This window comes from Paenibacillus marinisediminis (genome assembly GCF_054343325.1).
Genome location: NZ_JBTGUH010000001.1, coordinates 916,926 through 930,545, shown reverse-complemented (window position 1 = coordinate 930,545; position 13,620 = coordinate 916,926). Strand labels below are relative to the sequence as shown.

Below are 13,620 nucleotides of genomic sequence, written 5' to 3'. Positions count from 1 at the left end.
TAAGACTCTTGGGTTCGTAAACACAAAAACGTTATTTAAAAGAATGGCAATTAAAGTTGAGGAGAGTTATTCATGAAGGAAAACAATACTAATAACTGGCCTGTTTGGGCTACAGAACCGGTTGAGATAAAGATGCCTGATTCTTCATGGATAGAGAAAGGTGCTCACGAAGTGGATACTTTAAGAGAACTTCTTTCTCCCTTCGGAATTAGTGAGGTCGAGCATATTGGCAGCACGTCAATTCCTAATTTACCCGCAAAACCAATTATTGATATGATGGCAAAGATTAATTCGTTTGATGATCTGGATAAGATCGTAGATAAATTAAGCTTTCATAATTGGAATTACGTTCCGCCAGAATTGGATGGAAAGGGATGGAGAAGATTCTTTGTTAAAGTTAAAGATGATAAAAGAGAATGTCATCTTCATCTTATGTTGGAGGATGGGGATCGGTGGGAAAAACAACTATTATTCCGAGATAAACTTCGTGAACGTCCATTGTTGGCAAGACAATATGCTGAACTTAAAAGGAAATTAGCTAACGAGAACAAAGATGATAGAGAAGCCTATACAGAGGCGAAAACTGATTTTGTGAAAAGTATATTAGGGTCAGAATAATAATTGATAGAAAAGAGTGATTATCAATGGCTACGCATGAACAGATCTATCAAAATCAAACGGATACCTATGAATTTATGATAAGTAAACAACCTGAATTATCTGGGGTAATTAAGGATATATGTCCTTTTCAGGGATTGGATATTCTTGATTTAGGGGCAGGATCGGGTAGATTATCAAGTGTTTTGGCTGAGGATGCAAAGTCGCTTATATGCACAGATATTTCTTCATCAATGTTGGAACTATTAGAACATAAATTAATAGAACAAAGAAATGTTCGTAATTGGACAACAGTTGTGGCAGACCACAGAAAACTACCTATTGCTGATGGATCAGTTGATCTAGTGGTATCTGGTTGGAGTATCAGTTATTTAGCTAATACAGGTAATGAGAATTGGGAGGATAATCTTAAGCTTATTATTTCAGAACTTTATCGGGTATTGAGACCAAATGGTACGATAATCATTTTTGAGACAATGGGAACTGGTACAGAAACCCCCAATCCTCCTGAATTTCTAACCAAGTATTATAAAGCACTTGAAGAGGATTATGATTTCCATCAAAAATGGATACGGTTGGATTATAGATTCACGGATGTTGAAGAAGCAAAAAAATGCACTGAGTTTTTCTTTGGAGAAGAGTTAACGAAGAAAATCGTAGATAATCAATGGTCGACTGTTCCAGAGTGTGCAGGGATTTGGTGGAAGCATTTATAGGGTAGTTCCAAGAAGACGCATGACATCTGATAACACTGTATATACGCTGCGGGCTTTACCCCTGGGGCAGATAATTTGTGGAGGATCAATAATGAATAAAATGACTGAGTATGGTTTTCTATGTACAAGTAAGGATGAAAAGGAACTAATGAATGCTTTTTACAAATTTTTAGAACCGCTTAATAGAACTTTCTCGAAATCAAAAAATAAAGGGATGTTAGACGCAAGGCTGCCATATGTATATAAATATTTTTATTGGAATTTGAATAAAGAAAAGCAAGTATATGTTGAAGTTTATCCAAATAAAGATTTAGAAGGGAAATGTAAGTTTTCAAATGAGAACGTTGGGTGGGTATTGTTTGCGAATCTAAAAGATGTAGCACCACCATATCATGTTCCTATCGAGGAACAAGAAAATTACCTTACTGATTTTCTAAGTTCATCGAATTTTGATTATGTAAAATTACATGAGTACAGCGATGGGGAAGAAAGACTATAGATATACGTACTGTTGTGACAAAGAATAAGACAGTCATTCACCCAAATCATTAAGAAAGGAAGATGTGAATGAATACAAATAACGTGATTGTAAAGGATATGACACTTGAAATACCAGTAAAAGATATTCACCAATCAGCTGAATGGTATAGTAATCATTTGGGCTTTGAAGTCGTACCTCCAATAAAGGGAATTGCTGATTTGATATCGCCCGTGGGATTGAGGATTTGTTTATTTAGACCAGATTATGATGACGTAAATAGTTATTGGTATGTTCAAGAAAAGGAAAATTACCGTGTTCGTGTATGTTTGAGGGTTTCTGATATCTACCAGTTACATAGAAATTTAAAAGAATCAGGAGTAATTGTTGGAGAAATAGAAGGTGGAGAAGGATGCGGATGGACTTTTGAATTCTGGGATATAAATGGCAACAAGTTAGTTGCTTGGAGCGGATATACCAAAGCACATGATTGGTACTATGAATAAATAAAATCGCGGACATACAACAACGTTATATGAATCTAGAGCAGTATTGAATTTTAAAAAGGAGAGGTAAAGTATATGTCGAACATTAAATTGTTGGGACCGACAATGGTATTGCTGGTAAGAGATTTACAACAGTCAATTGATTACTATAAACACCTTGGTTTTCATTATGAACTTGTTGGTGGACCTACGGTTCAACATGTACATATGACACGAGATTCTGTTGTCTTTATATTACATCCTGCTTCAGATCCAGATGATGTAAGACCATCTTCAACGGTTAAAGGCGGATTGTATTTTGATGCATTCTGTTATTGTGATGTACGAGTGTTATTAGAGGAATTTACTGAAAAGGGGATAGAAATAGTCAGAGGTCCCGATCTAAATGACTTTTTTAGTGAATTTACAATCCAAGATCCTGATGGATATCGGATTGCATTTGGTGGATAGAAAGGAAACCAGTGAAAGGGTATTAATACCTTTAGGAGGGACTTTCGATGCGGAAATATATTAGTCATGTTCAAGTACCAGCGAACAATCTGGAGGATTCGATTGATTGGTATGTTACGTTCTTAGGTGGCACTCTTGCGGCCAATTTTGGAGAGTTTGCCATTATTGAATTAAGTGAAGGCCCAAATATCAACCTATGGAAGACAGATGATCGCACTTCAAGCACATTTACGGTGGAAGGACACCCATTCCCAACAATAGGGGTAGAAGTGGAGAACATCGATAATATAATTAAATCGATAATAGAGTCAGGAACAGATTATGAAGGGGATGGATCACCAACTCTCGATGAAGAAGGACGAAAGTTTTTTCGATTCTTTGATCCAACTGGAAATATGATCGTAGTACATGAAGAGCCTAGATAAGTGAGTATTTGTAAGTGCTTAACGTTCAAATTAAACAAGAATGGGGACCAAGGCTAATGACAAACCCAATTAAGAATCAAATTAAAGGCTTCTTTATTCCTGTAAGTAATATTGAGAATGCAAGGGATTGGTATTGTAATTTACTTGGTTTGCCGACTGATGGAGAAATATTCTTTGGACATATATACGTGCTTCCAATGCAGGGGGAAGCGAATATAGTGTTAGACAGCAAGATATATTCTCCAGATCATGTATTTAAAGTTCCAGCTGTTCAGTTGTCTACAGATCATATTGAAGAATCTTATGAATACATGAAATCAATGAATGTAGAATTGGTAACGGGTATTGAAAACGGACACTGGTTCAATATCAAAGATCCTGATGGAAACGTAATCATGATATGCAAGTAAATTAAAATGGTGGAGGAATTCAGATGGAACCAATAATTTATGAATTCCAAGAGATTAAAATAATTGGAATCGGAAATATCGGAGAACCGGTAAATCCTGCTGATGTGTGGCCTGTTTTGTTTACTAGAATTGAAGAAGTACCTGATCGGAAGAATAGTCATGAAACACTTGGAGTTATTAAGAGGAATGAGCACGGTTATTTGGCAGGAGTGCAGGTAGAAGAATTGAACGCTGTTCCAGAAGGAATGTCTTCGTATATTATTCCAGCAGGTCGATATGCAAGCATGACACACAAAGGTCCTTTAAGTAAGATTAATGAGACATTTGAAACGATCATTAGTTGGCTATCTGTGATGAACCATGAGCAGTATGACATCGTATGTTTTGAAGTGTATGATGATAGATTTAAAGGAGAAGATGAGGATAGCGAATTCGATATGTACATACAAATGAAATGATTGGGGAGGATGTAACGATGGAACCAATCACTAGAAACAAAGTAGAATTAACTAATTATTATTTTAGTGGTATTGAAGCATCCCAGATTGGAGCCCTTAAATCAGTTGTAGACTACTATAAGAAACCTGTATCCTCATCATGGATATATGGAATGACAGGAATGGCTTTTTTGATTGTGCATGATAAAGACTTCAAGAAACCAAATGCAGGACCGCCAGAACCCCAATTGTTCAAACTAGCTCGCAACTTCGGTTTGAATATCGAAGGAGTACATACCTATGCAGAGAATGGAATGTTTAAAGACCTGCAGGAAAAACTGTGGATTCATGCAAGAGAAGCCATTAACAATGGGTATCCTGTATTTGCTAAGAATATCGATATCGAGAACCAAACGTCAGTCATATATGGATATGACTCTGTAGGTTACTACACGCATTCATGGCATGGTGGAAATGGGCATGATCATGCAGATGATGTAATCCCATGGGACAAACTAGGCCAGTCTCTGTGTCCATGTGCGTATTGCAAGAGAAATAGGGAAATGTTTAACCATGAAGAGAAAACAGAGGGACTAATATCATTACATTGGGCTGCACCTATCCCTAGTGTAAATCATTTGTCAGCACTTAAAGATGCACTAAAGTTTGTGATTGATTTAAATGATCAAGGAGTTATTCATTGGAACAATGATAAGTATTTCGTAGGTAGGCAAGCCTACGTAGAATGGATAAGTGCTTTAGAACGAAACAATGTAGATAAGTACCGTTTCAGTCTCACATTAGAACCGATCGCAGATGCTAGAAGCTATGCCCGTACCTTCCTCAGTGAGATAAAAGATCTAGTAAGCGGACAACTTTCATCACTTATAGATGAGGCCGTTGTAGTTTACAACAAAATTGCTGAGATCTATAAAGCCTTAGTACAAAAATACCCATACGAGCAGCCGCGTGAATTGATCCCAGATCCAGATCGGAATGAAAGCATAGAGTCGATTAAAGAATTAATGCTCCTAGAGGACAAAGCATATGAAATTATAAAAAGAATGTATATTGAATTAACAACTATCGGTTGAGATTATTGATGAGGTGATGTCTATGAAGGTAGAAATCGCAGAAACACAAAACATCACGACCTATGTTGGTATTAGAGCAACAGCACATTTTTCGAATCTTGGAGAGAGTGTTAATCATGCATTTATTGAACTGACGAGAAGAAAAGACGAAATTCTTAACCTTAAAAACCCGAATGTCACTTATGGAATTACCCCGCCGAACTACAAAGGAAACACAGGACTTGTGGACTTCTATTGCTGCTATGAAGTAGAGCCGATCTCCAATTTACCGCATGGGATGGTACACATTCACTTATTACCTCAAACGTATACATTAACACACTATGTTGGTCCAGCCAGTCAGACAGGAACAGCCTATGATTATACTTCACATTGGATGAACGAGAACGGGTATACCTATGATGATACAGCTTATTACTTCGAGAGATACGATGAGAAAACAATCATAGATGATGATAACGAGAAGAATGAAGTTATGATTTATTGTCCAGTAAAGAAGATATAGCACGGAAACGTTATGTGAAATCAGTGTGAACTCAATAAAACCTAAGAGATCATTAATTTGTTAGGATGATTCGATTGAACAGAAATAAGAAACGGATTAGAATGTTTCTTTTACTAGCTCCGTTATTTCTAGTTTTATTCTATGGTCTAACTTACATACCTCATGAATTAATAAAGTTTAAGCCAACTGAAGTATCGAGAATCTCTGTTTTTGATGGTAATACAGGTTATCAAATTGAAATAACAGATCCAATAGATATTCAACATATGATTAATAATCTAAGAGAAGTAAAATTTCAAAAAGGCAAATTGTCGTTTGGATATATGGGATATAGTTTTAAAACAACTATTTACAATCAAAAAGGAAAACCAATTAAGAAATTAACGATTAATTCTCCAGATACAATAAGATATAATGGGTTTTTCTATACAGCAAATGAAAATAAGATAGACTATGAATATATTAAGGATTTGTTTAAGAAATATCCACTTGAAGGACAATGATATAAGAACCTATAACACCTCACTTAAAAAAGGAGTCTACTTTATGAAAGAAGAAGACTTTAAAGTAATTCAAAAATATAAAGATGCACCAAAGATACTCATGGAAGTATTGAACGGTTTAAGTGATAGAGAACTGGATTTATCTAGAGGAGATGGTAAGTGGACGATCAGAGAAATAGTGCATCATATTGTTGAATGCGACCTAAATTATTTTCAAATCAATCGATATGCGCTTGCTAATACAGGCGAGAAATATATCTTTAATGAATTCGACGCACATGTATGGAATCAATCCATGAATCATAATCAGAGAGATATAAAAATTGAGGTGCAGCTGTTTAGCGCGATTCGGGAATACATTTCATATTTATGTGAGATCATCCCCGACTCATTGGATCGTACCTTAGTTCATCAAGATGGAAGGGCGACGGTAAGAGATGCACTAAATCACGATATCAATCATTCCTATCACCACATCGAACAAATAAAAGAAACAAAAAGAGTTCATTACATATAAACTCAACCTTTAATTTCAGAGAGGAGAATGTTGAATGATTAAATTAGGAACCACAATTCAAGTTCGATTAGTTTCAGATTTAAAGAAATCGCAGGAATATTACCGTGATGTTCTTGGATGCAAAGTAGATGACTGGGGCCATGCAGAACGAGATGGAATGATTGTTATTCTTCAACAAGCGATGTCTCCTGAAGATGTTAGACCAAATGCCCCTTCAAAGAAACGATCCGACTATCCGACTGATTGGGAGGGGCCTGACTATGGTTGGGATACATTTATTCATGTAGGTTGGGATGATATAGACGGAATTGTTGAAGAAATTCGGAGCAGGGGTGGATTTATTCCATATGAACCGGTAATTGACTCACACGGAATTTGGGATTTTAAAAATATCTATATTCAAGATCCAGATAAATATAATATTGTTCTCGGTGCAATGCGAGAAGCAGCGCAATAATATGACTCAAATAGAACCGCTCATTTAAAAGGGCGGTTTCTTGCTATACAAAGGAGTTAGGCGGAATTATTGCAAAGAGGACTTTATAATTTCTGATCAAAGAATTACTAAAAAAACGGGAAGCTGACTTAGCGAACAACACTGTGAAAGGATGTCTTACATGAATATTCTAAAAATTATTGAGAAAACAAAAAGACCAGAATTATTTGAGAAGGGCAGTTCACAGATGTGGGTTGATGAGTATATATCACAACAAATGCTTATAGCTCACTTAGATCCTAATATAGATGCGGCAAGTAGGAAACCATCTACAATCAATGCTTCTGTGGAGTGGATTAAGGATTATATCTGTGGTAATAAGGTTGAACATAAAATACTAGATTTAGGTTGTGGGCCAGGACTATATACGAATCGGTTGGCTAAACAAGGTTTTAATAAAGTGACAGGAGTTGATTTTTCAAGTAGATCGATCGAATATGCTAGAAATCAAGCCGCTGAGCTGGATGTAGAAGTGAATTATGTAAATCATGATTATTTGACTTATCATTTTACGAATCATTTTGATGTTGCTTTGCTTATTTACTGTGATTTTGGAGTGTTGAACGAATATGAGCGGGATACATTACTACATAAAATATACAAGAATTTAAATGCAGGAGGAACGTTTGTATTTGATGTGTTTACACCTCATAAATATAGAAATCATGTCGATACAAAAACATGGTGTTCATACAATAGTGGATTTTGGAGACCGACGCCCCATTTGTGTTTAGACGCAAATTACTGGTACCCAGAGGAAAGAGTACATTTACAACAGACAATCGTGTTAGAAGATCCTGAAGACATGCAGATATATAATATTTGGGATAAGACATACACAATTGATGAGATTTCTTCAATACTAAGCAGTATTGGCTTTGAAGATGTCGAATATTATTCAGATGTTACTGGAAGAGAATATGAGGAAGACACAGAAGTATTAACTGTAGTTGCTAGAAAGAAGTGATAGAACTTTGCCTGAAGGAGAAGTGAATATGAGCCACGATCAAGTTGAGATTATTCATTTCCAAGAAAAGAAGTTTATCGGAATTCCAGTAACATCTAGTTTCCAAGCTCATAGTCCAAAGAGAATAGAAGAAACAAAAGAATTGTTCTTAAGTCGTAAAAACGAAATCAAGAATGTAATAAATCCAAATGAATATGTGTGTCCACACTTCGCATCGGAAGTACTGTTTACTTATTTGTTCTGCATGGAAGTCAGTGATCTTGTGGATATACCTGAGGGAATGATTGGTTTTGTGGTTCCAGCGCATACATATGCGAAGATTAGATCTGAAAACGACCCGTATGAAGTGCTACATACTTACCTTAAAAACAATGGTCTTGAAAACAATTCAAGGGCTATTGCTCTAGAAGTCTATCAATTCGAAGATCCAGAATGGCCAAGGAAAGTAGATGTATATATACCCATTATAGAATAGACCTATACAAAGGATGAGAAGCATGGATAAGGGGAAGATTATTTTTTTGAATGGAGTGACAAGCTCAGGTAAAACCTCCATAGTAGATGCCATACAATCTTATTCGGAACCATTTTTTTATGTTGTTGCCAATGATCTTTTTGAACAAATGATAGGGGATAAACATCTGGAGGAAGACTATTGGAAGTATTTAAGTGAAGTAATTATTAAGATGTATCATACGGCAAGATTATTTTCAGATAGCGGAAAGAATATCTTGATTGATGGGATAGTTGTTGAAAGGCCTGAACTAAAGCCGCATTATGATAAAGTTAAAGGAATTTTTAAGGGATATCCATTGGAAATAGTTGAGGTATATTGTCCTTTAGAAATATGCCGCAAACGTAATATAGAGCGTGGTGACAGAACAGAAGATCAGTCAGATTGGCAAAATGAAATAATGGCGGAAAACATTCACTATAGTTGCTCAGTCAATACCAGTGTGAATACACCAGAAGAATGTGCCGAGATTATACTTAAAACCTATTTTAAGAAAATCGTAAAATGACTTCAAAAATTTTTTTGTTTTCTTATCATGTTAATTGAATCTTAGGTGGGCATGGTTTCCCTTCAAGAGAAAGTAAAAACCCACCCCAAGGTTTCGAGCCAAAGGTGGGTTTTCGTTCTTAACTGACTAAGAAGGGAATAACCATCCAAGCCAATTGTATTGACCAAGTGTTCGCTGCACTTGGTATTTATTACATATATAATACCATATCAGAAAATATGTATCAAAACGTTAGATGAAAGATCATGAAATATATTGTGAGGGGATTATCTATGAAGGATGAACTATCTCAATTCATGGCTGATAATTTCAATGAATTTTGGATGGATATTAATGTTCGTTTTGAACTAGGTGAACCTTTTGAGAATGGTACAGATGAGAGAATAAACCAAGTAAACAATAGAGTAAATTCAATATTTGAGTCAGTGTTTTCACAAGACGAAGATATTTATTTGTATATTAAAGATGCAAATATTGATGTTGATCCTATGTTTGGGAACACAACCCCAAACTATATTTATGAGATATTATCTGGGTTTCAACTGGATGAGGACAGATATGTGGAGTTAAATGAAGATCAGGACGAAGATGGGAATAAGATTATACTTGAATCTGAATATAAGATAGTTACTACTCGTAGTCGTGTAAATGAAATACCTTATTCGGATATTTTCAAAGGCATTACAAACTATGAACAAGGTAAAGAAACATCCATTTCTCAAGGCATATATTATGTAAGTGTGAACAGGGAAATTGTATTTTACATGTATGATGATCGTGGTTGTATCGTATATTCAACTTCAAAAGAGAGTTTAAGAGAAATTTATACAAAGTACAATGATTGGCTTGTAGATTATTGGAGAGAGTATATTGATAAAATTTTTAAGGAAGCATAATACTTCGCCTAACACCGTATCGCGCTGCAGACCTCGCCGTTACGATAAGTATTTACAGGGAAATGAGGTGACTTAAATAATGAATAATCTCATTCAAGAGTCGGTCATGCATTTTGCAGAGAAGATGCAATTAGCTGAAAAGATTTTTAATGTAGAAGAGTTACCATGGGTTCCTTTTGACGATGGGACGTGTCATTTTAAACCTTTAAGATTTGACCTGAATACAGGCACATGGACTTATTTGTTTAAGATAAAAGGCAATAAGACATTAAACAGACACCGGCATACTGGCGGATCGGTAATTGGCTATAACATACAAGGGACTTGGAGATATGAAGGCAGGGATTGGGTTGCTAAACCAGGAACGTTTATATTTGAACCACCTGGAGACATTCATACATTAATAACAGAAGAAGAAGTGATTACCTTATTTATCTTGGGTGGTTGCCTGCAATATTTTAATAAAGATAACCAAGTCATTGGTCAAGACGATATATATACAGTACTTAAAAAGTATAGGGACTATTGTGAAGAACATGGTATTCAATATTTAGAGGAACTAATATATTGAGTGAAAGTCAATGGAAAACAATAAATGGAAGGAACAGATCTACATGAATGATCAATATAATTTACAATTCGAAAAATTGTGTAGCACACTAAAACTTGGTGAAATAATTAATGTACCGGAAGTTATATCGGGTGGACTGTTACATAGGATGTTCGCGATAGAAACCACTGAAGGGAAGTATGCTGTAAAAGCCTTAAATCCACAGATTATGGCAAGACCAACAGCCTTAAATAACTATATCAGATCAGAAACAATCGTTAATATTGCATCTAATAGTGTACCAGCTCAACCCGCAAAAATAATTGATGGTAAGTCTATTCAGATCATTGATACTCAATATTACCTTGTTTTCGATTGGATAGAAGGATACAGCCTGAAATCTTACGAAATTAATATCACTCATTGCAAAAAGATGGGTTCAATTCTAGCTCAAATTCACAAGACAGATTTCTCTCAAATAGAGAACAACACTTACCTTGAACATACGAAAGAAACCGATTGGAATTTCTACTTAAGTAAAGGGAAAGAGGTCAATTCTGTTTGGGAGAGCCTACTAGACGAAACCATTAATCAATTATATGCATGGAGTAATAAAGCACACCGATCTTCCAGAATGTTAGCATCAGAAATGGTTATTAGCCACGGTGATTTGGAACCGAAGAATGTTATGTGGACGCAGGAAAGCCCAATCTTAATTGATTGGGAGTCAGCTGGGTATAATAATCCGAAGCATGATTTGATTGAAACGGCTATTTACTGGTCATTGAATGAATTAGGGAGTATAGATAAAGAGAGATTTTTTGCGTTTGTTGGTGGATATCAGAAAAGCTTTGGAATTATTGAAGCTGATTGGAGAATGGTTTTAGAACATGGTTATTTAGGCAAGTTAGACTGGCTGGAATATAGTTTAAAACGATCATTAGGGATTGAATGTGCAGACGAAAATGAACAGGAAATGGGGACAAATCAGGTTATAGGAACTATAAATGCTCTAAGACAATATGAAGATATGATTTTAGAATTAGAAACCTGGTTAAACAATATACACATAGACTTAAGTGAATTAGAAGAACAAGCTGATACTCAATAACATCGTATTCACTCTTCGAGGCTAAGTCCGGAGGATCCAGTACGACTACATAAATAGGAGACATGACAGTGGAGATTATTAATTTTATTCTTGTTATATCTGTTCCTCTTATCATAATTTTCGGATTCAGTAGCATGAACTATAAGCTAAAAAAGCAAATGGAGAACCAAGAAAGAATCATTGAACGGTTGGATCTTTTGATTAAACAAGAAAGCAATGATAAGGAATAAGAGAGGAATAATCTATGGTCTTAGATAAAAACAAAAAAAGAGTAACTGAGGTTGTATCTGCAAGGAATTTAACTTCAATCATGAATAATACCAAATGGGAAGAACTACAAAACGCTGTTCTTGATGATTTATTATTTCCCCCGCCGTTTCAAGCTAAGTATGTTTTAGATGATAGGATATATCGGGGAAATTTCGAAAGTGATGTGCGGTATTGGGGTGATTGGGTTGAAGGACTTGAACCATTTTATAGTGTTGAGTGGATCCGAGTGCGGCCAAGATATCTAAAACATCGTGGAAGATTAGTTTCACCTGAATTAATAGATATTACTGAGGACTTTACTAAGATTTTAATGGGGCTATCAATACCATATAGGCTGGAAAACGATACATTCTATATTTATGGTTACACATCTGATCCAAGTTCTTTAATAATCAGCAGAGAGAGTGACAAACATGACAATTAAAGCGATCCTTTTTGATTCAGGGCGAGTTTTGAATCACCCTAGAACAGGACATTGGTTTATACCACCTAATTTTTATAAATATATCGATAAGCCTTTATTTGAAAAGCAAGGAATAGATGCATTACAGAAGGTGTTTCAACATTGTATAAAGAGAATAGATGAGCAAGATTATGTGTTAACAGAACAAGAAGAATATGAACTATTTGTACAATTCTATAGTGAATTTGCTGATCGGCTACCATAACTACAACTAACCAAAACAGATATAGAAGGTATCGCGAAGGATACCGTGTATAATGACGAGAAATTCTTATTCCATGATGATGTGTTTGATGTTATCCCCAGATTAAATGCTGCCTATCAATTAGGTGTTGTTTCGGATACATGGCCTTCATTAGAAAGGGTTTTTGTTAATCTAAAATTACGGAATTATTTTTCAACTTTCGTGATGTCGTCCATATTAGGAGTTAGGAAACCTAATGAACGGATGTATATAACTGCTTTGAAGGAACTGAATGTTAATCCTCATGAGGTTATATTTGTGGATGACAACATTCGTAATTTGGAAGGCGCGAAGAAGTTGGGTATACATACGGTATGGCTGTTAAGAGGCAGTGAAGAAGTTATTAATGGAGATTATAAAAGTATTAAGGACTTATATGAATTGGAGAGATTAATTAAAAAAACGTTTGATTGAAGTTCGTGGGTACGAAGTTCGGTGCAGAATCTTTTTGAGGGAGGAGCATTTTTATTAGCCAAAGCGATGATTTCATAACAAGACAAGTTAAGCGTGGACGGATCGTTACGCGTACTTTGGTCATTTTAAATATTGTTTTTATAATAATTGTTGAAATCATTAGTTTAATGCATGGAATATTTTCGAATCTCTTAGGATCTATAATATGGATTATTATTTCTGCTTTCATCTATTTGGGAAGTAACAAAGCTAAATGGATTTTTATTATTTACACCTCAATAAACCTAATCTTATTCTCAAATGCATTAGTTCAGGGGATAATTGAGACACGTTTAACGAGTCTATTGATCATAACCATAATCACTTTATTACTGAACTTGATAACTTCAATTATTCTTATATTTTCAAGCGATGTTAATGAATTTTTATATAAACAGGCTAATTGAATGTATATCAGAGCGGTCCTCAGTAGGAGATTAAGGCTCTTTGATTCGTAAATAGAAGAGGCGTTATAGAAAATCAACGCAA

Annotated in this window: 22 protein-coding genes; all 22 read left to right on the top strand. The window is 35.3% G+C overall.

Features of this window, described 5'->3' with window-relative positions:
- Positions 1 to 72 precede the first annotated feature (72 nt).
- The 22 genes from ACXX53_RS04380 to ACXX53_RS04275 all read left to right on the top strand — a co-directional run bounded on the left by ACXX53_RS04380 (position 73) and on the right by ACXX53_RS04275 (position 13,092).
- Positions 73 to 618, top strand: a complete 546-nt coding sequence (locus tag ACXX53_RS04380; protein ID WP_458567362.1) for a GrpB family protein — start codon at positions 73 to 75, stop codon at positions 616 to 618.
- Positions 619 to 644: 26 nt separating this feature from the next.
- On the top strand, positions 645 to 1,334 hold the full coding sequence (locus ACXX53_RS04375; protein WP_458567361.1) for a class I SAM-dependent methyltransferase: 690 nt from the start codon (positions 645 to 647) through the stop codon (positions 1,332 to 1,334).
- Positions 1,335 to 1,425: 91 nt separating this feature from the next.
- A complete protein-coding gene (locus tag ACXX53_RS04370) occupies positions 1,426 to 1,833 on the top strand; it encodes a hypothetical protein (protein ID WP_458567360.1) in 408 nt (135 codons plus the stop codon).
- 68 nt (positions 1,834 to 1,901) lie between these two features.
- Complete coding sequence (locus ACXX53_RS04365; RefSeq protein ID WP_458567359.1) at positions 1,902 to 2,318, top strand: VOC family protein; 417 nt, start codon at positions 1,902 to 1,904, stop codon at positions 2,316 to 2,318.
- A gap of 75 nt (positions 2,319 to 2,393) precedes the next feature.
- A complete protein-coding gene (locus tag ACXX53_RS04360) occupies positions 2,394 to 2,768 on the top strand; it encodes a VOC family protein (RefSeq protein WP_458567358.1) in 375 nt (124 codons plus the stop codon).
- A gap of 47 nt (positions 2,769 to 2,815) precedes the next feature.
- Positions 2,816 to 3,193 carry a VOC family protein gene (locus ACXX53_RS04355; protein WP_458567357.1) on the top strand — a complete coding sequence of 126 codons (378 nt, stop codon included), beginning with the start codon at positions 2,816 to 2,818 and terminating at the stop codon, positions 3,191 to 3,193.
- Between the two features lie 56 nt (positions 3,194 to 3,249).
- A complete protein-coding gene (locus ACXX53_RS04350; protein ID WP_458567356.1) occupies positions 3,250 to 3,603 on the top strand; it encodes a VOC family protein in 354 nt (117 codons plus the stop codon).
- A 23-nt stretch (positions 3,604 to 3,626) separates the two neighbouring features.
- A complete protein-coding gene (locus ACXX53_RS04345; protein WP_458567355.1) occupies positions 3,627 to 4,061 on the top strand; it encodes a GyrI-like domain-containing protein in 435 nt (144 codons plus the stop codon).
- A gap of 17 nt (positions 4,062 to 4,078) precedes the next feature.
- Positions 4,079 to 5,134: a hypothetical protein gene (locus tag ACXX53_RS04340; RefSeq protein ID WP_458567354.1), complete on the top strand. Its 1,056-nt coding sequence runs from the start codon at positions 4,079 to 4,081 to the stop codon at positions 5,132 to 5,134.
- A 22-nt stretch (positions 5,135 to 5,156) separates the two neighbouring features.
- Positions 5,157 to 5,639, top strand: a complete 483-nt coding sequence (locus ACXX53_RS04335; protein WP_458567353.1) for a GyrI-like domain-containing protein — start codon at positions 5,157 to 5,159, stop codon at positions 5,637 to 5,639.
- 65 nt (positions 5,640 to 5,704) lie between these two features.
- Entirely contained in the window at positions 5,705 to 6,142 is a 438-nt protein-coding gene (locus ACXX53_RS04330; RefSeq protein ID WP_458567352.1) for a hypothetical protein, read from the top strand.
- A gap of 43 nt (positions 6,143 to 6,185) precedes the next feature.
- On the top strand, positions 6,186 to 6,659 hold the full coding sequence (locus tag ACXX53_RS04325; RefSeq protein WP_458567351.1) for a DinB family protein: 474 nt from the start codon (positions 6,186 to 6,188) through the stop codon (positions 6,657 to 6,659).
- 34 nt (positions 6,660 to 6,693) lie between these two features.
- Complete coding sequence (locus ACXX53_RS04320) at positions 6,694 to 7,116, top strand: VOC family protein (RefSeq protein WP_458567350.1); 423 nt, start codon at positions 6,694 to 6,696, stop codon at positions 7,114 to 7,116.
- A gap of 160 nt (positions 7,117 to 7,276) precedes the next feature.
- A complete protein-coding gene (locus ACXX53_RS04315) occupies positions 7,277 to 8,122 on the top strand; it encodes a class I SAM-dependent methyltransferase (protein WP_458567349.1) in 846 nt (281 codons plus the stop codon).
- Between the two features lie 28 nt (positions 8,123 to 8,150).
- Positions 8,151 to 8,597 carry a GyrI-like domain-containing protein gene (locus tag ACXX53_RS04310; RefSeq protein ID WP_458567348.1) on the top strand — a complete coding sequence of 149 codons (447 nt, stop codon included), beginning with the start codon at positions 8,151 to 8,153 and terminating at the stop codon, positions 8,595 to 8,597.
- 22 nt (positions 8,598 to 8,619) lie between these two features.
- Positions 8,620 to 9,144: a phosphotransferase-like protein gene (locus tag ACXX53_RS04305; RefSeq protein WP_458567347.1), complete on the top strand. Its 525-nt coding sequence runs from the start codon at positions 8,620 to 8,622 to the stop codon at positions 9,142 to 9,144.
- A 272-nt stretch (positions 9,145 to 9,416) separates the two neighbouring features.
- A complete protein-coding gene (locus ACXX53_RS04300; RefSeq protein ID WP_458567346.1) occupies positions 9,417 to 10,040 on the top strand; it encodes a DUF3885 domain-containing protein in 624 nt (207 codons plus the stop codon).
- A gap of 79 nt (positions 10,041 to 10,119) precedes the next feature.
- Complete coding sequence (locus ACXX53_RS04295; RefSeq protein WP_458567345.1) at positions 10,120 to 10,611, top strand: 2,4'-dihydroxyacetophenone dioxygenase family protein; 492 nt, start codon at positions 10,120 to 10,122, stop codon at positions 10,609 to 10,611.
- A 43-nt stretch (positions 10,612 to 10,654) separates the two neighbouring features.
- Complete coding sequence (locus tag ACXX53_RS04290) at positions 10,655 to 11,701, top strand: phosphotransferase (protein ID WP_458567344.1); 1,047 nt, start codon at positions 10,655 to 10,657, stop codon at positions 11,699 to 11,701.
- A gap of 244 nt (positions 11,702 to 11,945) precedes the next feature.
- Entirely contained in the window at positions 11,946 to 12,395 is a 450-nt protein-coding gene (locus tag ACXX53_RS04285) for a DUF6678 family protein (protein WP_458567343.1), read from the top strand.
- Positions 12,385 to 12,639: a hypothetical protein gene (locus tag ACXX53_RS04280; protein WP_458567342.1), complete on the top strand. Its 255-nt coding sequence runs from the start codon at positions 12,385 to 12,387 to the stop codon at positions 12,637 to 12,639. Before ACXX53_RS04285 ends, ACXX53_RS04280 begins: the two co-directional genes overlap by 11 nt.
- Positions 12,640 to 12,684: 45 nt before the next feature.
- The gene (locus ACXX53_RS04275; protein ID WP_458567341.1) at positions 12,685 to 13,092 is read left to right on the top strand and encodes an HAD family hydrolase; all 408 of its coding nucleotides are present in this window, start codon (positions 12,685 to 12,687) and stop codon (positions 13,090 to 13,092) included.
- The last annotated feature ends 528 nt before the right edge of the window (positions 13,093 to 13,620 follow it).

Bases quoted from the DNA above. Each gene is read 5' to 3' on its own strand.
- ACXX53_RS04365 (WP_458567359.1), top strand. From the start codon at position 1,902: ATGAATACAAATAACGTGATTGTAAAGGATATGACACTTGAAATACCA.
- ACXX53_RS04335 (WP_458567353.1), top strand. From the start codon at position 5,157: ATGAAGGTAGAAATCGCAGAAACACAAAACATCACGACCTATGTTGGT.
- ACXX53_RS04285 (WP_458567343.1), top strand. From the start codon at position 11,946: ATGGTCTTAGATAAAAACAAAAAAAGAGTAACTGAGGTTGTATCTGCA.
- ACXX53_RS04280 (WP_458567342.1), top strand. From the start codon at position 12,385: ATGACAATTAAAGCGATCCTTTTTGATTCAGGGCGAGTTTTGAATCAC.
- ACXX53_RS04360 (WP_458567358.1), top strand. From the start codon at position 2,394: ATGTCGAACATTAAATTGTTGGGACCGACAATGGTATTGCTGGTAAGA.
- ACXX53_RS04350 (WP_458567356.1), top strand. From the start codon at position 3,250: ATGACAAACCCAATTAAGAATCAAATTAAAGGCTTCTTTATTCCTGTA.
- ACXX53_RS04305 (WP_458567347.1), top strand. From the start codon at position 8,620: ATGGATAAGGGGAAGATTATTTTTTTGAATGGAGTGACAAGCTCAGGT.
- ACXX53_RS04290 (WP_458567344.1), top strand. From the start codon at position 10,655: ATGAATGATCAATATAATTTACAATTCGAAAAATTGTGTAGCACACTA.
- ACXX53_RS04340 (WP_458567354.1), top strand. From the start codon at position 4,079: ATGGAACCAATCACTAGAAACAAAGTAGAATTAACTAATTATTATTTT.
- ACXX53_RS04370 (WP_458567360.1), top strand. From the start codon at position 1,426: ATGAATAAAATGACTGAGTATGGTTTTCTATGTACAAGTAAGGATGAA.
- ACXX53_RS04295 (WP_458567345.1), top strand. From the start codon at position 10,120: ATGAATAATCTCATTCAAGAGTCGGTCATGCATTTTGCAGAGAAGATG.
- ACXX53_RS04375 (WP_458567361.1), top strand. From the start codon at position 645: ATGGCTACGCATGAACAGATCTATCAAAATCAAACGGATACCTATGAA.
- ACXX53_RS04320 (WP_458567350.1), top strand. From the start codon at position 6,694: ATGATTAAATTAGGAACCACAATTCAAGTTCGATTAGTTTCAGATTTA.
- ACXX53_RS04380 (WP_458567362.1), top strand. From the start codon at position 73: ATGAAGGAAAACAATACTAATAACTGGCCTGTTTGGGCTACAGAACCG.
- ACXX53_RS04355 (WP_458567357.1), top strand. From the start codon at position 2,816: ATGCGGAAATATATTAGTCATGTTCAAGTACCAGCGAACAATCTGGAG.
- ACXX53_RS04310 (WP_458567348.1), top strand. From the start codon at position 8,151: ATGAGCCACGATCAAGTTGAGATTATTCATTTCCAAGAAAAGAAGTTT.
- ACXX53_RS04345 (WP_458567355.1), top strand. From the start codon at position 3,627: ATGGAACCAATAATTTATGAATTCCAAGAGATTAAAATAATTGGAATC.
- ACXX53_RS04325 (WP_458567351.1), top strand. From the start codon at position 6,186: ATGAAAGAAGAAGACTTTAAAGTAATTCAAAAATATAAAGATGCACCA.
- ACXX53_RS04315 (WP_458567349.1), top strand. From the start codon at position 7,277: ATGAATATTCTAAAAATTATTGAGAAAACAAAAAGACCAGAATTATTT.
- ACXX53_RS04300 (WP_458567346.1), top strand. From the start codon at position 9,417: ATGAAGGATGAACTATCTCAATTCATGGCTGATAATTTCAATGAATTT.
- ACXX53_RS04330 (WP_458567352.1), top strand. From the start codon at position 5,705: ATGATTCGATTGAACAGAAATAAGAAACGGATTAGAATGTTTCTTTTA.